General features: G+C 70.8%; 18 protein-coding genes. 8 read left to right on the top strand and 10 right to left on the bottom strand.

What is annotated here, in order from left to right:
- Positions 1-6: 6 nt before the first annotated feature.
- The 4 genes from betA to ABZX11_RS39205 all read left to right on the top strand — a co-directional run bounded on the left by betA (position 7) and on the right by ABZX11_RS39205 (position 3818).
- Positions 7-1665: a choline dehydrogenase gene (gene betA, locus ABZX11_RS39190; RefSeq protein WP_176175386.1), complete on the top strand. Its 1659-nt coding sequence runs from the start codon at positions 7-9 to the stop codon at positions 1663-1665.
- Between the two features lie 187 nt (positions 1666-1852).
- The gene (locus ABZX11_RS39195) at positions 1853-2173 is read left to right on the top strand and encodes a bifunctional 3-phenylpropionate/cinnamic acid dioxygenase ferredoxin subunit (RefSeq protein ID WP_176175387.1); all 321 of its coding nucleotides are present in this window, start codon (positions 1853-1855) and stop codon (positions 2171-2173) included.
- Positions 2170-3318, top strand: coding sequence for an FAD-dependent oxidoreductase (locus ABZX11_RS39200; RefSeq protein WP_354923160.1), 1149 nt, complete (start codon positions 2170-2172; stop codon positions 3316-3318). The genes ABZX11_RS39195 and ABZX11_RS39200 overlap by 4 nt, the downstream gene beginning before the upstream one ends.
- A gap of 11 nt (positions 3319-3329) precedes the next feature.
- Entirely contained in the window at positions 3330-3818 is a 489-nt protein-coding gene (locus ABZX11_RS39205; protein ID WP_354923163.1) for a putative immunity protein, read from the top strand.
- A gap of 156 nt (positions 3819-3974) precedes the next feature.
- On the opposite strand, the gene ABZX11_RS39210 is transcribed toward ABZX11_RS39205, so the two are convergent.
- Genes ABZX11_RS39210 through pdhA form a run of 5 tightly spaced genes read right to left on the bottom strand, consistent with a single transcriptional unit; the run spans position 3975 to position 8804 of the window.
- The gene (locus ABZX11_RS39210; protein ID WP_176175390.1) at positions 3975-4958 is read right to left on the bottom strand and encodes a hypothetical protein; all 984 of its coding nucleotides are present in this window, start codon (positions 4956-4958) and stop codon (positions 3975-3977) included.
- Positions 4955-5503, bottom strand: a complete 549-nt coding sequence (locus ABZX11_RS39215) for a hypothetical protein (protein WP_354923166.1) — start codon at positions 5501-5503, stop codon at positions 4955-4957. The genes ABZX11_RS39210 and ABZX11_RS39215 overlap by 4 nt, the downstream gene beginning before the upstream one ends.
- 55 nt (positions 5504-5558) lie before the next feature.
- The gene (locus tag ABZX11_RS39220; RefSeq protein WP_354923169.1) at positions 5559-6740 is read right to left on the bottom strand and encodes a dihydrolipoamide acetyltransferase family protein; all 1182 of its coding nucleotides are present in this window, start codon (positions 6738-6740) and stop codon (positions 5559-5561) included.
- A complete protein-coding gene (locus tag ABZX11_RS39225; protein ID WP_354923172.1) occupies positions 6733-7728 on the bottom strand; it encodes an alpha-ketoacid dehydrogenase subunit beta in 996 nt (331 codons plus the stop codon). Before ABZX11_RS39225 ends, ABZX11_RS39220 begins: the two co-directional genes overlap by 8 nt.
- Positions 7728-8804, bottom strand: coding sequence for a pyruvate dehydrogenase (acetyl-transferring) E1 component subunit alpha (pdhA, locus tag ABZX11_RS39230; protein WP_354923175.1), 1077 nt, complete (start codon positions 8802-8804; stop codon positions 7728-7730). Before pdhA ends, ABZX11_RS39225 begins: the two co-directional genes overlap by 1 nt.
- 77 nt (positions 8805-8881) lie before the next feature.
- Here pdhA and ABZX11_RS39235 point away from each other — a divergent pair, with 77 nt between their 5' ends.
- The gene (locus ABZX11_RS39235; protein ID WP_354923178.1) at positions 8882-9415 is read left to right on the top strand and encodes an Lrp/AsnC family transcriptional regulator; all 534 of its coding nucleotides are present in this window, start codon (positions 8882-8884) and stop codon (positions 9413-9415) included.
- Between the two features lie 4 nt (positions 9416-9419).
- On the opposite strand, the gene ABZX11_RS39240 is transcribed toward ABZX11_RS39235, so the two are convergent.
- The gene (locus ABZX11_RS39240; protein ID WP_354923202.1) at positions 9420-9611 is read right to left on the bottom strand and encodes a pentapeptide repeat-containing protein; all 192 of its coding nucleotides are present in this window, start codon (positions 9609-9611) and stop codon (positions 9420-9422) included.
- 331 nt (positions 9612-9942) lie between these two features.
- Here ABZX11_RS39240 and ABZX11_RS39245 point away from each other — a divergent pair, with 331 nt between their 5' ends.
- On the top strand, positions 9943-12531 hold the full coding sequence (locus tag ABZX11_RS39245) for an exo 1,3/1,4-beta-D-glucan glucohydrolase (protein ID WP_354923205.1): 2589 nt from the start codon (positions 9943-9945) through the stop codon (positions 12529-12531).
- A 43-nt stretch (positions 12532-12574) separates the two neighbouring features.
- Here the strand turns inward: ABZX11_RS39245 and ABZX11_RS39250 are convergent, their stop codons facing one another.
- Positions 12575-13192 carry a hypothetical protein gene (locus ABZX11_RS39250; protein WP_354923181.1) on the bottom strand — a complete coding sequence of 206 codons (618 nt, stop codon included), beginning with the start codon at positions 13190-13192 and terminating at the stop codon, positions 12575-12577.
- Positions 13193-14440: 1248 nt separating this feature from the next.
- Here ABZX11_RS39250 and ABZX11_RS39255 point away from each other — a divergent pair.
- Entirely contained in the window at positions 14441-15136 is a 696-nt protein-coding gene (locus ABZX11_RS39255) for a response regulator transcription factor (protein WP_176175374.1), read from the top strand.
- Positions 15126-16889 carry a HAMP domain-containing sensor histidine kinase gene (locus tag ABZX11_RS39260; protein ID WP_354923184.1) on the top strand — a complete coding sequence of 588 codons (1764 nt, stop codon included), beginning with the start codon at positions 15126-15128 and terminating at the stop codon, positions 16887-16889. Before ABZX11_RS39255 ends, ABZX11_RS39260 begins: the two co-directional genes overlap by 11 nt.
- Here ABZX11_RS39260 and ABZX11_RS39265 read toward each other — a convergent pair.
- The 3 genes from ABZX11_RS39265 to ABZX11_RS39275 all read right to left on the bottom strand — a co-directional run bounded on the left by ABZX11_RS39265 (position 16868) and on the right by ABZX11_RS39275 (position 20656).
- Entirely contained in the window at positions 16868-18019 is a 1152-nt protein-coding gene (locus ABZX11_RS39265; RefSeq protein ID WP_176175372.1) for a 4-hydroxybenzoate 3-monooxygenase, read from the bottom strand. The two genes, ABZX11_RS39260 and ABZX11_RS39265, sit on opposite strands and share 22 nt — an antisense overlap.
- A 73-nt stretch (positions 18020-18092) precedes the next feature.
- Positions 18093-18845 carry an IclR family transcriptional regulator gene (locus ABZX11_RS39270; protein WP_354923208.1) on the bottom strand — a complete coding sequence of 251 codons (753 nt, stop codon included), beginning with the start codon at positions 18843-18845 and terminating at the stop codon, positions 18093-18095.
- A 47-nt stretch (positions 18846-18892) separates the two neighbouring features.
- The gene (locus ABZX11_RS39275) at positions 18893-20656 is read right to left on the bottom strand and encodes a glycosyl hydrolase family 18 protein (protein ID WP_354923187.1); all 1764 of its coding nucleotides are present in this window, start codon (positions 20654-20656) and stop codon (positions 18893-18895) included.
- Between the last annotated feature and the right edge of the window lie 310 nt (positions 20657-20966).

The raw sequence follows: 20966 nt of genomic DNA on the forward strand, positions 1-20966 counted from the left end.
GGCTCGATGAGTTCCGATACCTACGACTTCGTCATCGTCGGCGGTGGCTCGGCGGGCTGCGCGCTGGCGAACCGGCTCTCCGCCGACCCGGCGAACAAGGTCCTCGTCCTGGAGGCGGGCCGGTCGGACTACAAGTGGGACGTCTTCATCCACATGCCGGCCGCGCTGACCTTCCCGATCGGGTCGAAGTTCTACGACTGGGGCTACCGCAGCGAGCCCGAGCCGTACATGAACCGGCGGCGCATCTACCACGCGCGCGGCAAGGTGCTCGGCGGGTCGTCCAGCATCAACGGGATGATCTTCCAGCGCGGCAACCCGATGGACTACGAACGCTGGGGCGCCGACCCCGGGATGTCCACTTGGGACTACGCGCACTGCCTGCCGTACTTCAACCGGATGGAGAACTGCCTCGCGGACCCGCCGGACGGGAAGTGGCGCGGCCACGACGGGCCGCTGGAGCTGGAGCGCGGACCGGCGTCGAACCCGTTGTTCCAGGCGTTCTTCGACGCCGCCGAGCAGGCGGGCTACCCGCGCACCGACGACGTCAACGGCTACCGGCAGGAGGGCTTCGCGGCCTTCGACCGGAACGTCCGGAAAGGACGGCGGCTGTCCGCCGCGGGCGCGTACCTGCACCCGGTGCTGGACCGGCCCAACCTGACGGTGAAGACGCACGCGTTCGTGTCGCAGATCCTCTTCGACGGCACCCGCGCGGTCGGCGTCGAGTACGCGCAGGGCCGGCAGGCGCCGGCCGAGGTGTACGGCAAGGAGATCATCCTCTGCGGCGGCGCGATCAACACGCCGCAGCTGCTGCAGCTGTCCGGCGTCGGGAACGCGGCCGAGCTGGAGAAGCTCGGCATCGACGTCGTGAAGGACCTGCCGGGCGTCGGCGAGAACCTGCAGGACCACCTGGAGGTCTACATCCAGTACGCCTGCAAGCAGCCGGTGTCGATGCAGCCGTCGCTGGCCAAGTGGAAGCGGCCCTTCATCGGCGCGCAGTGGCTGTTCCTGCGGTCCGGGCCTGCCGCCACCAACCACTTCGAGGGCGGCGGGTTCGTCCGGTCCAACGACGAGGTGAAGTACCCGAACCTGATGTTCCACTTCCTGCCGGTGGCGATCCGCTACGACGGTTCGGCGCCCACGGAGGGGCACGGCTACCAGGTGCACGTCGGCCCGATGTACGCCGACACCCGCGGCTCGGTGAAGATCACCTCCACCGACCCGCGGCAGCACCCGGCCATCAAGTTCAACTACCTCTCGACCGAGACCGACCGCAAGGAGTGGGTCGAAGCGGTACGGGTGGCGCGGAAGATCCTCAACCAGTCCGCTTTGGACCCGTACAACGGCGGGGAGATCTCGCCGGGGCCGTCCGTGGAAACCGACGAGGAGATCCTCGACTGGGTGGCCAAGGACGCCGAGACCGCGCTGCACCCGTCGTGCACGGCCAAGATGGGCGTGGACGAGAAGTCCGTCGTCGACCCGCAGACCATGCGGGTGCACGGCACCGAGGGCCTGCGCGTGGTCGACGCGTCGGTGATGCCCTACATCACCAACGGCAACATCTACGCCCCGGTGATGATGACCGCCGAGAAGGCCGCCGACCTGATCCTCGGCAACACCCCGCTCGCCCCGATCAAGACGCCGTTCTACCGGCACGGGGAGAACTAGCCGCGACGTCGCCGCGCCCGTGCCACCATCCCCGGCACGGGCGCGGCGGCGTGTCCGGGATACCCGTTACCGGGTAACGAAAACTACCGGGGCGTACCCCCTTGACGCGGCTCTGCGCCGGACTCAGACTTGAGTTGCGTATCGCAGTGGATGTTCCTCAATACGCAACAAATCCCTCGGAGGCGTCATGATTCGCGCGTGCACGGTGGACGAGCTGCCCCCCGGCGAGTCCGTCCGGGTCCCCGGCCCGCCCGCCATCGCGGTGTTCCACACCGAGGAGGGCGAGCTGTACGCCATCGGCGACACGTGCTCCCACCAGGACGCTTCCCTGGCCGACGGCTGGCTCGAAGGCTGCTTCGTCGAGTGCCCGCTGCACGCGGCGCTGTTCGACCTGCGCACGGGCATGCCGACCTGCCTGCCGGCGAAGGACCCGGTGCCCACGTACGCGGTCGTCGTCGACGAAGGCGTCATCTACGTCCAGGGTGTGGCCGGCGAGGACGCCGCGTGAAGCGCATCGCGGTCGTCGGCGCTTCGCTCGCCGGGGTCCGCGCGGCGCAGGAGCTGCGCGCGCAGGGGTACGACGGCGGGATCGTGCTCATCGGTTCGGAGCCGCACCTGCCCTACGACCGGCCGCCGCTGTCCAAGGGCTTCCTGGCCGGGACGGCGTCACGGGAGTCGCTGGACCTGCTCGACGCCGGTGACCTGGCGTCGCTGGCCCTGGACTTCCGGCTCGGCGTCGAAGCCACGGCGCTGGACCCGGCCGAGCGACGCGTGCGGCTGTCGGACGGCACGTCGGTGCACGCGGACGGCGTCGTGATCGCCACCGGCGGCCGCGCGCGGACGCTGCCGGGCTTCGAGGGCGCCTTCGTGTTGCGGACGGTCGACGACGCTCTCGCCCTGCGCGCCGCGCTGGTCCCGGGGGTCCGGGTGGCCATCGTCGGGGCCGGGTTCATCGGGGCCGAGGTGGCCTCGACGTGCCGTTCCCTCGGTCTCGACGTCGTCGTCCTGGAGGCCCTGGCCGCGCCGCTGGCGCCGGTGCTGGGCCCGGCGCTGGCCGAGGTGTGCGCCCGGCTGCACGTCGACCACGGCACGGACCTGCGCTGCGGCGTCCAGGTCACGGGCCTCGCCCCGGCGGGCGTCTCGCTGGCGTCGGGTTCGGTGGTCCCGGCCGACGTGGTCGTGACGGGCGTCGGGATGACCCCGGCGACGGAGTGGCTGGCCGGCTCCGGTTTGAAGGTCGGCAACGGCGTCCACACGGACGCGGGGCTGGTGACCTCGCTGCCGCAGGTGGTCGCGGTCGGCGACGTGGCCCGGTTCGCGGGACGGCGGCACGAGCACTGGACGAACGCGTCGGAGCAGGCGCCGGTCGCGGTGGCCAACCTGCTGGCCGGGCACACCGCGCGGACGTACACGCCGAGCGGATACGTCTGGTCGGACCAGTATTCGGGCCGGTTGCAGCTGGCGGGACACCCCCGCCCGGACGACACGCTTTCGTTCGTGGACGGCGAGCCTTCGTCATCCTCGTTCGTGGCGACGTTCACCCGGGACGGCTCGACGACCGGCGTCTTCGCCCTGAACAACGCCAAGCTCTTCAACCGCCTGCGGCGGCAGGCCCTGGGCCGCCCGGAGTTTCAACCGGCGGTTCAAGGATAAGCTTCAGGGGCATGGAGCTGGATCTCGACGAGCTGCGCGTGCTGGCGAACTGGGCCGCATCCTGCGCTTCCCGGGTGTTGCCCCTGATCCCGGACGACCCCCGCCCGGCGGCGGCCATCGCGGCGGCCCGCGAGTTCGCGGCGGGAGGCCCCCGCACCCGAGCCCTCCGCACGGCGGCCTGGGCCGCGTTGGCGGCAGCGGGCGAGACGTCCGACGCCGCAGCCTCGGCCGCCGCCCGCGCGGCCGTCGGCGCGGCGGGGGCGGCCTACCTGCATCCCGTGGCTTCCCCGCACCAGGTGAAGCACATCGTCGGCCCGGCCCAGCAGGCGGCGTTGGCCCGCGAGCTGGCGGGCGGTTCCGCGGAGGCCGAGATCGAGTGGGCGCTCGCACAGGCTCCGGCGGAGGTGCGCGCAACCTTGAGGAAGTTCCCACCCGGCAAGCCCGGCAAGACCCGCTTGGGCGAGCTGCACCGCCTGCTGGAGTCCGCCCTCCGGGGCTGACCACCTCGGACCCGGTTGTCCACATTCCGGCTGTGGTGTGGACAGCCGGGCCTCGGGCGAGGCTTCTCCCGAGCTTTGTCGGCCACCGCCGATAGACTGGACTTGGGCACGCCCCCCTGGGAGGGCGGGGAAGTTTCCGGGCCCCGGAGAGGGCCGCTAGAGCGCGAGGTCGTCCAGATCCGATTCGAGCCTCGCCCGCCAGGTCCACCGCCGCTCGGTCGTGTCCGCGGCTTCCGGCGCCGGCGGGCCCAGCGGCAACGCCGGGTCCGTGATCCCGAACGTCACCCGGTACGCCAGCACCGACGCGGCCGTCCGGATCCACGCGTCGCCCGATGTGCCCGGCGGTGGGGCCACCCCCAGCGCGTGGCCGAACCACGCCGGCAGCAGGGCGTTCGAGCCCAGTGCGTCCGTGATCCGGGTCCGCAGCCGGACCTGCAGGTCGTGCCACGCGCGCTCGGCCCGCTCCAGCTGCGGCACCACCCTGGCCTCGACCGCGTCCGCCTCGCGCAGGGCCAACCGGGCCTGCTCCGCCGACGCGACCGCCGCCGGGATCTCCTCGTCCAGCAACGTCCGGCGCCGGGTCGACAACGCGCGCAACGACGACTCCGCGTCCCCGCGGGCGCGGGCCCCTCGGTCCGTCGACGCCAGCACCCGCACCACCTCGAGCAGGTCGGCGTCGCAGCGGGACAGCGCCGATCGCACCGCGTCCAGGTGCGCGATCTCCTCCGCGTACCGCGCGCGCTGCTCCTTCGTGACCAGCTCCTTGTGCAGGTCGTCCCACCGCGCCGCCTCCGCCGCGAGGGCCCGCGTCTCCGCGCCGACGTCGTCGAGGTTCACCTGGGGGACGCCGTCGGACACGCGGACCGCGCGCTCCAGGGCCTGGACCTGCTGCTGCAGCCGGTCCAGGCGCCTGCCGAGCAGGTCGAGCCGGTCCTCCTGGCCCGGCGCTCCGCCGGTTTCGAGCCGCTCGGCCAGGTCCTCGACCTCCTGGCTCAGGCGTTCGTCGGCCTCGCGCAGCCCGTCGACCGCCGCGAACAGCTCGTCGAGGTCGCGGCGCGCCGGGTCGGCCGCGTCCGGCGGGACCTCGTACTCCTGCGTGAACTCGGGGTCGTCGCCGTAGGTCGCGTAGCCGTGGCTCATGCGGTCCGGCTTTCCCGCCACAGCAGCGCGATCGTGCCCGCGACGCCCAGCGCCGTCACGACCGTGCAGATCACCGCCCCTGGCCACGGGATCAGCGCGAGCACCAGCACCAGCGCCGTGACGCTGCCGGCCCAGGCCGCGCGCGTCCGCTCGCGGATCACCGCCGCGGTCCGGCGGACCGGGGCGAAGCCGACCCACAGCCCCGCGCCGAACAGCGGCACCAAGGCCGGCAGCCACGCCGGCGACAGGACCTCGAACAGCACCAGCGCCGCGGCCACCAGCGGCACCAGCACGGGCGCGGCCGCGAACCAGACGACCGCGCGCTGCGTCGCCGCGTGCCGGGACTCGAGCTGGGCGTCGGCGAGCCGCCGCCGGGCCTCGTCGAACGCCAGCTCGGCCTCGAGCAGCCGGTGGGCGTTCGCCACGAGCTCGTCCATCGCCTCGACGTCCCCCGGCGGGGTCGCGAGCCCGTCCCGGAGGTCCTGCTTGAGCCGGGCGACGCGCCCCTCCGCCAGGTCGCGGTCGTGCTGGGCCGGTGTCGTCACGCGACCACTTTAAGTGCCACCACCGTCACCACCGGCCAACTCCGCCGGTGAGTCGTCAGAGGTCGCCGAGGGCGGTGACCGGCGACTCCACGCAGTCGGCGACGAACCGCAGGAACCCGCCCGCCGTGCCGCCGTCGCAGACGCGGTGGTCGAAGGCCAGCGTCAGCTCGCAGATCTTCCGGGCCACCAGCGCGCCGTCGACGACCCACGGCCGGTCGATGATCCGGCCGATGCCGAGGATGGCCGCCTCGGGGTGGTTGATGATCGCGGCCGAGCCGTCGACGCCGAAAACCCCGTAGTTGTTGACCGTGAAGGTGCCGCCGGTCAGGTCCGCGGGCGCGAGCTTGCCCTCCCGCGCGGAGCGGGCGCGCTCGCCGATCGCCGCCGACAGGTCACGGGTGGACAGCGCCCCGGCGTCGCGCACGACCGGCACGACCAGCCCGCGGTCGGTCTGCGCGGCGAACCCGAGGTGGACCTCGTCGAGCAGGACGATCTCGTCGCCCTCGACGCGCGAGTTCAGCTCCGGGTACTTCTTCAGCCCCGCGACGGCGAACCGCGCGATCAGGCCGAGCAGGCTGACCGGCCGGTCGGACTTGGCGTTCAGCGCGGCCCGCGCGGCGACCAGCCCGGTCGCGTCGACGTCGACCCAGACGGTGGCCTCGGGGATCTCGCGCCGGGACGTCGTCAGCTTGTCGGCGACGGCCTTGCGCACGCCGGTGAGCGGGATCCGCTTGCCCTTCGCGGCGGGCCTCTTCAGCGCCGCTTCGACGTCCGCGCGGCGGATGATGCCGTCCGGTCCGCTCGGGGTGAGCTTCGCGAGGTCGATCCCGTTGTCCGCGGCCAGTTTCCGGACGAACGGCGAGATCACGCCGGGCTGCTTCGGCCGCGTGGGCGCGGTGACGTTCACCGGTCGCCGAGCCCGCTTGCGCCGGGTCGTCGGCGCGGTGCCGTAGCCGATGAGGACGTTCCCGCTCCCGGAAGACGTCGTCACGCCCGGTTCCGCGAACCCGCCGACGGTGAGCAGCGGCGCACCGACCGGCAGCAGCTGGCCCGGCTCGCCGTGCAGCGCGGACACCACGCCGGCGAACGGCACCGGCACCTCGACCGCCGCCTTCGCCGTCTCGACCTCGACGACGACCTGGTCGACGTCGACGGTGTCGCCGACCTCGACCCGCCAGTCCACGATCGCCGCCTCGGTCAGGCCTTCGCCGAGGTCCGGCAGCAGGAAGTCAGGCACCGGCCACCACCGGGGTGTCGTCCCACTGCAGGCGCGCGATCGTGTCGAGGATCCGGTCGACGTCGGGCAGCATGTGGCGTTCGAGCTTCGGCGCCGGGTACGGGATGTCGAGCCCGGTGACCCGCAGGACGGGCGCGTGGAGCTGGTGGAAGCACTGCTCGGTGACGCGCGCGACGACCTCGGCGCCGTAGCCGCCGAAGCCGGCCGCCTCGTGCACGACGACCGCGCGGCCGGTGCGGCGGACCGACGCCGTGACCGTCTCGTCGTCGAACGGCGACAGCGACCGCAGGTCGACGACCTCGACGTCCCAGCCTTCGTCCTTCGCCGCCTCGGCGGTTTCCAGCGCGGTGGCGACCATCGGGCCGTAGGCGATGAGCGTGACGTCCTTGCCGGGCCGTCGGACCACGGCCCGGTCCATGGGGGCGCCGGTGCGGGTGAAGGTGACCTCTTCGCTCGACCAGTAGCGGCACTTCGGTTCGAGGAAGATCACCGGGTCCGGTGACTCGATGGCGTCGCGGAGCAGGTCGTAGGCGTCCTGCGCGGTGCCCGGCGTGACGACGCGCAGGCCCGGCGTGTGCGTGTAGTAGGCCTCGCTGGAGTCGCAGTGGTGCTCGACGCCGCCGATGCCGCCCGCGTAGGGCACGCGGATGACCATCGGCACCTCCAGCGCCCCCCGGGTGCGGTTGCGCAGCTTCGCCACGTGCGAGGTGATCTGCTCGAAAGCGGGGTAGGCGAAGGCGTCGAACTGCATCTCGACGACCGGCCGGAAGCCGCCCATCGCCATCCCGACGGCGAACCCGACGATCCCGGACTCGGCGAGCGGGGTGTCGAAGCAGCGGTCCTCGCCGAAGTCCGCGGTGATGCCGTCGGTGACGCGGAAGACGCCGCCGAGGGTGCCGACGTCTTCGCCGAAGACGAGGACGCGGTCGTCGTCCTTGAGGGCGTCGCGCAGGGCCGCGTTGAGGGCCTGGGCCATGGTGGTCGTCATCAGGCCTCCAGTTCGGCTTCGAGGGCGGCCCGCTGGGCGGCGAGCTGGCGGGTGGGTTCGGCGTAGACGTGGTCGAACAGCGAGAGCGGGTCGAGTTCGGGTTCGGCGTTGAGGGTGTCGCGGACGGACTGGGCGTACACCTCGGCGTCGGCCGCGAACTGCTCGATTTCGCTGTCCGTCAGGCTTTCGCGGCTCTTGAGGTAGGTCTCGAGCCGCTTGAGCGGGTCGGCCTCGCGCCACTTCGCGACTTCGCCGGCGTCGCGGTAGCGGGTGGCGTCGTCGGCGTTGGTGTGGGCGTCGATGCGGTAGGTGTGGGCCTCGACCAGCACCGGTCCCTTGCCTTCGCGGGCGTGCTTGACGGCGTCGTCGAGGACGGCCAGGACGGCGACGGCGTCGTTGCCGTCGACCTGCTCCGAGCGCATGCCGTAGCCGATGCCCTTGTACGCCAGCGCTTCCGCGGCGCTCTGCTTCTCGAAGGGCACCGAGATGGCGAAGCGGTTGTTCTGCACGAAGAACACGACGGGCGCCTTGAAGACGGCCGCGAAGTTGAGCGCCTCGTGGAAGTCGCCTTCGCTGGTGGCGCCGTCCCCGATGAGCGCGAGCGCGACGGCGTCTTCGCCGCGTCGCTGCATCGCGTGCGCCAGCCCGGCGGCGTGCAACGTCTGCGTCGCAAGCGGAGTGCACTGGGGCGCTACGCGGGTCTCGACGGGGTTGTAGCCGCAGTGCGCGTCGCCGCGAAGGAGCGTCAGCACTTCGCCGGGCTTCAGCCCGCGGGCGACGAGGGCGACGGAGTCGCGGTAGGTCGGGAAGAGCCAGTCGTTCGCTTCGAGCGCCAGCGCGGCGGCGACCTGGCAGGCTTCCTGGCCGGCGCTGGAGGGGTAGACGGCGAGGCGGCCCTGCTTGGTGAGCGCGGTCGCCTGGACGTCGAACCGGCGGCCCAGGACCATCAGCCGGTAGGCCTCCTTGAGCCGAGCTTCGGCGGGTTCGCCGTACTCGCCGCCGCGATCGGCGCGGCTCCCGTCCTCGGCGACGAACCGCACGGGGGCAGCCGAAGGCAACAGGGTCTCCGCAGCCATGACGCGCACCACCTCTCCCAGACATATGATGCTGAAATGGTGGTTCTCGACGGTGTTGTGTTCAAGGGTTGGCGGAAATGAGCGACAAACGGTCTTCAGGAGTGGCTCTTCCTGACCAAACGTCCACCAGTGGCCCGGCACACGGCGGGTGGCCGGGACGAACGGTCCCGGCTCTGGACGACGTCGACCGGGCGATGCTGGCGGAGCTGTCGGCGGACGGCAGGCTGGCGGTCCGCGCCCTGGCGGAGCGGCTGCACATCTCCCGGACGAACGCGTACGCGCGCTTGGAGCGGTTGCTGGCGGAGGGGGTGATCACGGGCTTCGGAGCCCGGATCGACCCACGCCGGGCGGGTTTGGGCACATCGGCGTACATCATGGTGACGGTGGAGCAGACGTCGTGGCGCACGATGGCGACGGACCTGCACGAGATCCCGTACGTGGACCACGTGGCACTGGTGGGCGGGGATTTCGACATCCTGCTGCTGGTCCGGACCCCGGACAACTCGACGCTGCGCGACGTGGTCCTGGAGCGCCTGCAGGCGCTGGAGGGGGTGCGGTCGACGCGGACCTGGCTGATCTTCGAGGAACTGCCGGGGTCGGTGCTGAGCTGAGGAATCAGTCGAAGTCCTCGTACTCCGACCGCGGCTCCCATTCCGGCGGGGCATACGGGAGGCCATCCAGGGTGCAGCCCACGAACCGGACGTCCTCACTGAACGTCACCTCCTTGAAGTCGGTGTCCCCGCCGAACTGGACGTTGATGAACCACCCGGTGAGCGGCCGGTGATCGAGGTCGAGCCGACCGGGCACCCGCTCGCCGTCGAGCAGCGGGACGGGATCACGCTCATCCGCGTGCAGGCGATCGCCGAGCTGCTGCAGCACCCCTGACGAACGGGCAACACCCTTGCCCGCAAGCACCCTTGCCGCAGGTCAGCGCAAGAGCTAGACAGAACAGCACGTCACCCGCTCGCTGGACGACTCTTATTTTATGTCGAGAAATAACTAGCTCGAAACCTATTGACGCCGTCCCCGTCGCCCGGTGAGGATCGGCCGGTTCGCCGTTCATCGCAGAATGGACCAGACCATGGCCAGAAGATCCCGCGCGTGGGCTCGTGCGCGCCGAAGTTCGCTCGTCACGCTGCTGAGTCTCAGCCTCCTGGGTGCCGCAGCACAGGCCACCCCCGCCCAGGCGGAAACCCCCCAACCCGTCATCGGCCAGCCCGCCAAGGACAAGGACGGCTGCGCCAAGATCGAGAAGAGCCTGCCGACCCTCGCGGACTGGCCGAAGGTCGACAGCAGGCTCAAGGGGAAGGCCGGCGACGAGCAGCGGATCGCCGAGATCCTCAAGGGCATGACCCTGGAGGAAAAAGTCGGGCAGATGACGCAGCCCGAGATCGCCGCGATCACGCCCGACGAGGTCCGCCAGTACGCCATCGGCTCGGTCCTCAACGGCGGCGGCTCGTGGCCAGCCGGCAACAAGCACGCCACCCAGCAGGACTGGCTGAACCTCGCCGACTCCTACTGGAACGCGTCGAAGACCAGCCGGACGAAGATCCCCGTCATCTGGGGCATCGACGCCGTGCACGGCAACAACAACGTCTACGGCGCCACCGTCTTCCCGCACAACATCGGCCTCGGCGCCGCGCACGACCCGTGCCTGGTCCGCGACGTCGCCGGCGCCACCGCCCGGCAGATCCGCGCCACCGGCCAGGACTGGGCGTTCTCGCCCACCCTCGCCGTCGTCCAGGACGACCGCTGGGGCCGCACCTACGAGGGCTTCTCCGAGGACCCGCGCATCACCCGCGCGTACGGCTTCGAAGCCATCAACGGCCTCCAGGACGGCGCCACCAAGCGCATCGGCTACAACGGCGTGATCGCCACCGCCAAGCACTTCATCGGTGACGGCGGCACGCTCAAGGGCCAGGACCAGGGCGTCAACCCCTCGTCAGAGGCGGACATGATCAACATCCACGGCCAGGGCTACTACGGCGCGCTCGCCGCCGGCTCGCAGACCGTGATGGTGTCGTTCAACAGCTGGACCAACGCCGACCTCGGCATCAACGAGGGCAAGCTGCACGGCAGCGACAAGGCGCTGAACCAGATCCTCAAGGGCAAGATCGGCTTCGACGGCCTGGTCGTGTCCGACTGGAACGGCATCGGCCAGGTCACCGGCTGCACGAACTCCTCGTGCCCGCAGGCGATCAACGCCGGCATCGACATCGTGATGGTGCCGAACGACTGGAAGGCGTTCATCACCAACACCGTCGCCCAGGTGCAGAGCGGCCAGATCCCGATGTCGCGGATCGACGACGCCGTCACCCGGATCCTGCGCGTCAAGCTGCGTGACGGCTTGTTCGAGTCGCAGAAGCCGTCCGACCGCTCCTACGCCAACTCCGACGAGGCGCTGAAGGACAACTGGCTGGCCCGTGACGCCGTCCGCGAGTCGCAGACGCTGCTGAAGAACAACGGCAACGTGCTGCCGCTGAAGCCGTCGTCGAAGGTCCTGGTCGTCGGCAAGAGCGCCGACAACATCCAGAACCAGACCGGCGGCTGGACGCTGAGCTGGCAGGGCACCGGCAACACCAACGCCGACTTCCCGAACGCCACGTCGATCCTGACCGGCATCAAGCAGAACCTCGGCGACGCCAACGTCACCTTCGACGCCACCGGCAACGTCGACCCGAAGGGCTTCGACGCGGTCATCGCGGTCATCGGCGAGACGCCGTACGCCGAGGGCGTCGGCGACCTGACCCGCAAGTCGCTCGAAGCGGCGCGGCTCTACCCCGAGGACTTGGCCGTGCTGGACAAGGTCGGCGGCAAGGGCACCCCGGTCGTCACGGTGTACGTCGGCGGCCGACCGCTGTACATGAACAAGGAGATCAACCGCTCCGACGCGTTCGTGGCCGCGTGGCTGCCGGGCACCGAGGGCGGCGGCGTGGCGGACATGCTGGTCAAGGGCAAGGACGGCACGGGCTACCAGGGCACGCTGTCGTACTCGTGGCCGAAGAGCGCGTGCCAGTCGCCGCTCAACCCGTGGTCGCCGGACTACGACCCGCTGTTCAAGCTGGGCTACGGCCTGAAGAGCGGCCAGCGCGTCACGGTCGGCCAGCTGGACGAGACGTCCGGCCCGGCGTCCTGCGGGGCGACCGGCGGCGGCGGGACCGCGACCGAGGACCTGTCGATCTTCGACCGCACCGACGTCCCGCCGTACACCAGCCAGATCGGCTCGGCGGAGAACTGGGGCGGCACGGTGATCGGCCCGGACGGCACGGCTTCCCACACCGAGATCAACGTCGTCCCGACGGACGTCAACGTCCAGGGCGACGGCCTGAAGGCGACCTGGACGGGCGCCGGAGCGGCCCAGCTGTACATGCAGAACACGGCGGGCACGAACGACCTGCGCAGCTACCTGAACGCCAACGCGGCCCTGGAGTTCGACACGATCGTCCAGCAGGCACCGGCCAACCGCACGGTGATCAGCATGCACTGCGTGTACCCGTGCTTCAGCGAGGTGAACGCGACGAAGCTGTTCACCGACCTGGCGGGCGGCCCGAAGACGACGGTGAAGATCCCGGTGTCCTGCTTCGACAACGGGCTGGACTTCGAGCACATCAACACGCCGTTCCTGGTGTACACGGACGGCACGTTCCAGGCGTCGTTCGCGAACGTGCGCTGGGTGCCGCAGGGGGCGAAGGATCCTGATGCGAGACCTTGTTCGAGCTTGACCTGACGGCGACCGGGCCGGGAGCACTCCGCTCCCGGCCCGGTTCGTTTCACCCGCTCACCGCCGAGCGCGCGGCGACGTGCTGGGCGGCTTTCTCCGCGAGCAGTGTCGAGGTCAACCTCCGTGCCCAGACAACCGCCTTGTCGAGGTCGCCGGTTGCCCGCACGAGCTGCAGCTGGTCGAGGCACCTGTCGAAGTCCACCTCCACGCCTCGACGAGACGGTGCCGGCTCTGGCTTAGTGTCGCCGGCAGGTCTGCGCTGGCGACGTTCGAGAGCGAACCTCCGCCAGGCGTGCATGACCTCGTCGACCTGTTCCATCTTCAGGCCGCAGCCGGTCAGGAAGAGCAGAACCTGATCCGGATCGATCGGCAGCCCGGTCCTCGACGCCGATACCAGGTTGTAGGCGGAACTCCGGGCAATCGACGTCTTCGCTGCCACCTGTCCGGCTGTCAGGCCTGATCGCTCCAGCACCAGACGCAGCACGGCCAAGAACCCGTCGACTGTCGAGAGTGTCATTTCCTCCGAGGTCAACACCACCCTGGCCGAGACGCGGAACGTATCGGGGCCGCGTTCTTCGGGGAGCGACGTACCGCGACGCGAGCCATGAGTCTTTCGCCGCGCCGGAGGGCGGCTCCACCACCCCTGGTGATCCACCCGGATACTCATCCGAGACGTCCGGCACCGTCACCGACTGCCACCGAGAGCCGGAGGTGCACTCGGAGCGCCCCCGGCCCGCGCACAGCGGAGCCGAGCGAGAAACCCGCTCCGGCAAGAACCGCGAGCAAGGTCGGCAACTGGAACCCGTCGATCAAGTTGGTTTCCAGCCAGAGCAAGATCGTAATCACGAACGGGGCAACACGGCGCGCCACCGGGCCCGGTTCGTCGCCCGCGACGAGCGCACACGGCCCGCTCTCCCTCGTACGCATGATCGGCCTCCCGGAGTTGCCATCAGGTGCCGTTGGCAACGGTCGAGTCGGTGAAGTCGGAGACATCGGATCCCCCGCCCAGGCGCGAGGTGGCACTCGACACCGGGCGTTCCCCGCCTGCGTGGCACCGCATCGGCGGGAACGTCTCGATATTCGCACTCCGATCCGACTCGTTGCACGCATCACCCGAAGTTTGCGTCCAAAGAGCGCGAAGTGTCCAAAGAACTGTCCACGAAAAACGCCAGCGATGCGGTTGTTATCCCAGTTCAAACCACCCCCGCGGCGCAACAGGCGTCCATACTGGTATATACCGAAATTGCGCCCGCTGAGACCCTCGAATACCGTGCGAATACGCGCGACCAACTTCGCGCACGGTTCCCGATGTCGAGACGGTGAAGTCGGAGCACGGAACCCGGACGGTTCGCCGGTGGCACGGCGCCTCGTCACCGGCAGCGGCCACCCGCCGCCGTCCGCTCCCGGCCCGGTTCGTTTCCGGCACCATGACGGGATGGCCTCCGAAGCGAGCACTCTCGCCGAAGAACTCCTCCACCTCCTGGGCGTCTGGTCCCCGCTCGAAGCGACTTAGGCTCTGCCTGACCGACCGGGCCGAGGTGCGCCGCCGGTTGCGCGAGGACGAAAGCCTGCTCTCGCAGGAATCCGCCGCTGCCGCCTCCAGCGCCGGGCGTGCGGGCTGGTGTCGACCATCGGCCGGGCAGCGCGGATCGAGTCCTCGCCACCATGCCGAGCCGCACCTGGTCGCTGGAGAACGGGCCCAAGCCGCACGGCCTTCGTCGAACGCGATGACCAGCGCGATCCGCCGGAGCCGCGGCACCCGGCCAGCGCCAGGGCCGGCGACTCGGCGAGGTGGTGGCCAGGACGGCGTCGTGCTGGGGGGGGACGTCGTCCTGGCCCGGGCCGGGCGCGCCAAGGTGTGAAGATCCGGTCAGGATGCGGTGGCAACGGTGTCAGGGCGCCTACCCTCGACGCCGTGTGCGCACGTGTACTGGTCGCGGAGGACGACGAGAAGCAGGCCGAGGTCCTCCGGCTCTACCTCGAAAGCGAAGGTCACACCGTGGTGCTGGCCCCGGACGGCCGGGCGGCGCTCGACGAGGCCCGTCGCGACCGGCCCGACCTGCTGGTCCTCGACGTGATGATGCCGAAGGTCGACGGCCTCGACGTCTGCCGGGTGCTGCGGCAGGAGTCCGACGTCGCCGTGCTCATGCTCACCGCCCGCGCCACCGAGGACGATCTGCTGCTCGGCCTGGACCTCGGCGCCGACGACTACCTGACCAAGCCGTACAGCCCGCGCGAGCTGATGGCCCGGGTCCGGACGCTGCTGCGGCGCACCGCCGGCCGCCGCGAACCGCCCGACACCGCGTTGCGCGCGGGCGGGCTGCGGCTGGATCCCGTCCGGCACGAGGTGTCCGTCGGCGGCCGTCCCGTCGAGACCACCCCGGGCGAGTTCCAGCTCCTGGAGACGATGATCCGGCAGCCGGGCCGGGTGTTCACCCGCCGCCAGCTGCTCGAACTGACCCGCGGTGACGACCGGTTCGTCAGCACCCGGATCATCGACGTCCACGTGCTCAACCTGCGCAAGAAGCTCGAACCGGACCCGCAGAAGCCCGTCTACCTGCGGACCGTCTTCGGCGTCGGGTACAAGCTGACGGCGGAAGATGACGCGTAGCTTCCCGAGGCGGCGCAGTCTCGTCGTCCGGCTCACGGCCGTTTCGCTGCTCATCGCCCTCGCCTCCATCGCGGCGACCGCGTGGCTCGCGGTGCAGACCACCACCCGCGCGATCCAGCAGGAGCAGGGCCAGGCCCTCTCCGGCGACGCGACGATCTACACCGAGCTGCTCGGCTTCGCCGCGGCGAACCACACGTGGGACCAGGTCGGCCCGCGGCTCAAGGCACTGTCGGAGCAGACCGGCCGCCGGGTCGTGCTGACCACGCTCGACCGGCACGTCCTCGGCGACTCCGGTGGCACGCCGGTCACCCTGCCGGTCAAGGCGACCGCGTCGGTCGACCCGCTGCACGTCGACCCGGTGCTGCTGCCCCAGGCCGGGACGAGCGGCATCGACCCGCGCGCGGTCGGCCCGTTCAAGCTGCCGCCGTCCGAACGCGAAGAGCTCACCACGCTGGCCACGAAGGCCGCCGCCTGCCTGGCCATGGTCGGCCTGCCCGGCCAGGTGCGCGACTCGCCGAGCGGGCGGCCGCAGCTGGCCGGGCTCGATCCGCTCTCCGCCCGCTACTTCGCCGGCAAGTGCCTGCTCTTCGACCTGGCCGAGCCGACGCCGACCGAGCGGACCGCGCTCGCCGCCCTGAACGAGGCCGTCAACCGCTGCCTGCAGAGCCAGGGCGGCGGAGAGGTGAAGCTGGACCTGGACCTGCAGGCCCGCGACGCCGGCGACCAGCGGCCGCTGCAGGGCTGCCTCGATTCGGCGCGCCGCGAGCAGCTCACGCCGTACGTCGCGCCGCCCGCGCTGCTGTTCACGCTCGGCCCCGGCGGCTCGCCGCTGCCGACGTTCACCCTGTCCCGGGAGAACCTCGCCCGGATCCTCGCGGTGACCGGCGGCGTGCTGCTGCTCGCCGTCGCGCTCACCGCGCTCGTCGCGCGGCGGCTGTCCCGCCCGCTGCGGGCGCTGACCGAGGCGGCGCAGCAGGACCGGCCGGCGCCGGTCAAGTCCCGCGACGAGGTCGGCTACCTCGCCGCCGCGTTCAACGACCTGACCGCGCGCCGCGAACGCATCGAGGAGCAGCGGAAGGCGATGGTCAGCGACATCGCCCACGAGCTGCGCAACCCGCTCAACGTCATCCGCGGCCGGCTGGAGGCCGCCGAAGACGGGCACCTGCCGTTCGACCGGGCCCTCAGCGCGTCGCTGCTCGAAGAGACCGTGCTGCTGCAGCACATCGTCGACGACCTGCAGGACCTCGCCGCGGCCGACGCCGGGCAGCTTCGCCTGCACCCGGAGCCGCTCGACGCGGCCGAGCTGGCCGGCCACGTCGCCGCGGCGCACGCCGACCGCGCCGCCGCGGCCGGGGTCACGCTCGCCGTGGCGACCGCGGGCGACTGCGCGCTGGAGGCCGACCCGGTGCGGCTGCGGCAGGTCGTCGGCAACCTGGTGACGAACGCGGTCCGGCACACCCCGCCCGGCGGCCGGGTGACGATCCGCGTCTCGTCCACTGTGGACGAGGTGACGCTGGCCGTGGCGGACACCGGGACCGGCATCGCCGCCGAGGACCTGCCGCACGTGTTCGACCGGTTCTGGCGGGCCGAGAAGTCCCGCAGCCGCCAGACCGGCGGCAGCGGGCTCGGCCTGGCCATCGTGCGCCACCTCGTGCAGGCACACGGCGGGACGGTGACCGCCGAGTCCGAAGTGGACACCGGGTCGACGTTCACCGTCCGGTTGCCGGTGGGCTACAGGGGCAGGCCGGCGTAGTTCTCGGCCAGCTCGGTCTTCGCGGCCGCCGACGTCACCGTGCGGTGGAGCTGGGAGAGCTGCAGCTGGGCGTCGAAGTCATCGCCGTGGCGGTGCAGCATCGACGTCATCCACCAGGAGAAGTGCGTGCAGCGCCAGACCCGCCGCAGCGCCGTCTCCGAGTACGCGTCCACGAGCCGGTCGTCGCCGCGGAACGACGCCGTCAGCGCCCGCGCCAGCAGCGCGACGTCCGCCACCGCCAGGTTCAGGCCCTTGGCCCCGGTCGGCGGCACGATGTGCGCCGCGTCACCGGCCAGGTAGAGGTTCCCGTGCCGCATCGGGGTGGTCACGAAGCTGCGCATCGGGAGCACGCTCTTTTCCGTGATCGGCCCGGTCTCCAGCGTCCACCCCGCGACGCCGAGCCGCTCGGACAGCGCGGTCCAGATCCGGTCGTCGCTCCACTGCGCGATGTCCTCGTCCGGCGTCACCTGCAAGTAGAACCGGCTCACCCGCGGCGAGCGCATGCTGTGCATCGCGAAGCCGTCCGGGTGCCAGGCGTAGATCAGCTCGTCGGTCGACGGCGCGACGTCGGCGAGCACGCCGAGCCACGCGAACGGGTAGGCCCGTTCCCACACTTGCGGCCCGGGGACCGAGGCGCGGCTCGGCCCGTGGAACCCGTCGCAGCCGACGACGGCGTCCGCGTCGATCCGCCGTGCGACCCCGTCGGAGTCCACGAAGGACACCGACGGCTGCCCGGTGACGTCGTCCAGGACGACGTCGGTGACCGAGTAGTACGCCGGGTGGCCCGCCTTGTCCCTGGCCGCCATCAGGTCCTTGGTCACCTCAGTCTGCCCGTAGACCGTCACGGACCGGCCGATGAGGTCGGTGAAGTCGACGTGGTGGCGGTTCTCCGGCCACTGGAGGTAAATGCCGCGGTGCTCCATGCCCTCGACGTCGAGCCGGGCGCCGAGGCCGACCTCCCGCAGCAGCTCGACCGTGCCCGCTTCGAGGATGCCGGCGCGGATGCGCGCCTGGACGTACTCGGCGGTCTGCCGTTCGAGCAGCACCGAGTCGATGCCTTCGAGCCCGAGCAGGTGGGACAGCAGCAGCCCGGCCGGGCCGGCGCCGACGATGGCTACCTGGGTGCGCACTGGAGACGTCCTTTCCCACGACGGAGCCCCGAGCATGGATCGGCGACCCGGGGCACCACCACCACATTCTCATTCAATGAGAGGAATTCCCCATCGCCCGCGAGATCCCCCGCGCCGCCGCCCGCAGGGCCGGGATCTGCGCCCGCGCGTTCCGGTCGTTGGGCACGATCACCGACAGCGCGGCGACGACGTCTCCGCCGGGCCCCCGCAGCGGAACGGCGATGCCCGTGGTCTCTTCGTCGATGAAGCCGGCGCAGAGGGCGTAGCCGGTGCGCCGGACGTCGGCGAGGAACCGCCGCAGCCGGGCGGCGTCGGTCAGCGTCGTCCGCCGGTAGGCTTCGAGGGGGCCGGCCAGCACCTGTTCCTGCAGGTCGGCGGGGGCATGGGCGAGCAGCACGAGCCCCGAGGAGGAGGCGTGCAGCGGCAGCCGCCCGGCCACCCGCGTCACGTTGACGACCGCACCGGGCGCCGAGAGCCGCTCGACGAACAGCACCTCCCGGTCTTCCAGCACCGCGAGCTGCGTGTGGTGCCCGACGACGGCGTGCAGGTCCTCCATGAACGGCATGGCGGCTTCGCGCAGGCCGAGCGTCGGCGAAGCACGCGACGCGAGTTCCCACAGCCGCACGCCGACGCGGACCCGCCGGTCGGGCTCCCGCAGCAGCCACCCGTACCCGACGAGCTCCTCGACGAGCCGCGACGCGGTGGCGACGGGCAGGTCCGCCCGCCGCGCGATGTCGGTGACGCGCAGGGCGGGCGTGTCCGGCCCGAAGGTCTCGAAGATGCGCACGACACGGCGGAGCACGGACTCGCCCTGCGCCGGTTTCACCACGTCAGCAGTGTGCCCCACCCGCGCGGCGGGGCACACCGCCGACGTCAGGGAAGGGCGTTCAGGAACGGCTCGTGGCTGTTCTGGAACTCCCAGTTGTAGTACTTGTCCCAGTTGATCGACCAGGTCATCAACCCGCGGAAAGCCGGTGACGTGCCCCCGCGCAGGGTGTAGGAGCCACAGCCACTGCCCTTGACCAGGCAGTTCACCGCGGTCTGCACATCGGCGGGCGAGGTGTAGCCGTTGCCCGCGCTGACGGCGGCGGGCAGCCCGATGGCGATCTGGTCGGGGCGCAGGCCGGGGAAGAACTGCCCGGTGTTCGCCACGGTGAAGCCGGCCTTGAGCATGTCGGTCATGGCGATGTGGAACTCGGCGCCGCCCATGTTGTGGTAGGTGTTGTCGAGGCCCATGACCGGGCCGGAGTTGTAGTCCTGGACGTGCAGCACGGTGAGCGAGTCCCGCAGCGCGTGGATGACGGGCAGGTAGGCCCCGGTCCGCGCGTCACCGGCGCCCGAGCCGCCGTAGAACTGGTAGCCGACCTGCACGAAGAAGGTTTCCGGCGCCATCGTGAGCACGAACCCCGAGCCGTACTTGGCCTTGAGCGTCTTGAGCGCGGAGATCAGGTTGACGATGACGGGCGTGGTCGGGTTCCGGAAGTCGGTGTCCCCGGCGTTGAGCGACAGCGAGTGCCCTTCGAAGTCGACGTCGAGCCCGTTGAGGCCGTACTTGTCGATGATGGCGGAGACGGAGCTGACGAACTTGTCCCGGGCGGCGGTGGTGGTGAGCTGGACCTGGCCGTTCTGGCCGCCGATGGAGATCAGGACCTTCTTGCCCTGAGCCTGCTTGGCCTTGATGGCCGCGGTGAAGTCGGCATCGCTCTCGACGTTCGGGCATTCGCTGACGGGGCACCGGGTGAACCGGATGTCCCCGGAGGTGACGGAGGTGGGCTCGCCGAAGGCAAGATCGATGATGTCCCAGGCGGCGGGCACATCGGCCATCCGCACATAGCCGGAGCCGTTGGCGAAGCTGGCGTGCAGGTACCCGACGAGGGCGTGCTTGGGAAGGCCGGTGTCAACGCAGCCGCTGGTGGTGGCGCTGGCAGCAGAGCTCTTCGCCGACTCACCGGCACTGTTGTAGGCGGCGACGGAGTAGCTGTGGGTTTCGCAGGCTTTGAGCCCGGAGACGGTGGCACTGGTCGAAGTGGTGGTGGCAACGACGGCGGCACCTTCGTAGACGCGGTACCCCGTGACGGTCCCGGCACTGGCACCCCAGCTCAGCCCGATGGAGGTGCTGGTGACGCCGGTGGTCTGGGGTGAACCGGGGACACCGGGCGTGCCAGGGGTGTTCCCACCCGGCCCATCGAGCACGACGTCGTCGGCGTAGTAGGTGCCGGCGCCGTACCAGCCGTGGAGGTAGAGCTGGGCGGAGGTCTGGTTACCGGTGGTGAAGGTGAGCTGGAGCTGGTTGTAGGCGGAGTTGCCGGACCAGGTCGAGGGCCCACCGGTGATGCCGAGGTAGACGGGATTGCCCCGAACCCAGGCGGAGACGGTGTAGGTGGTGTTGGCCTGAACGGAGACAGTCTGCGAGCACTGTGCGTAGTCAGAGCCAACGGGAGTACCGGCAAGGGCATAGCTGCCGGAGTGAACGGGACTACTGACGGTGGCCGCATTGGCGCAGGTCCACCCGGACAGCGACCCGGCTTCGAAGCCGGGGTTGGCGAGAAGGTTGGCGGCCTGAGCGGGAACGGCAAGAAGGCCGGAGAGGGCAAGCAGGAAGGCGGCGAGGGTTGCGGACAGTCGGGAACGCCTCATCGGGTCCTCCAGTCGGGGAGAGACCTCAATTGTCTGGACCAATGTACGAGTTGTCCAGACCAAAAGGAGGGGTCCTGCGACGAGATCGGGAGAGCAGCCGGAGGGGACAAGCGCCGAAGGCGGCAGAGCACCAAGAGACAGCAACGGACGCAGGCCCCCGACCACACCCTCCTGCCGACCCGATACAGAGCCGCATCAGCGGCCGTCACGTTGTGTCAAGGCACGCCAGGAACCCGGGGAACAACCAGGAGGGCGCGGCGGCAAAAAGCCGGAAGGGGGGGGGGGGGGGCGAAGAGAAAGACAACAAGGG

The organism is Amycolatopsis sp. NPDC004169, from assembly GCF_040610315.1.
Lineage (GTDB): Bacteria > Actinomycetota > Actinomycetes > Mycobacteriales > Pseudonocardiaceae > Amycolatopsis.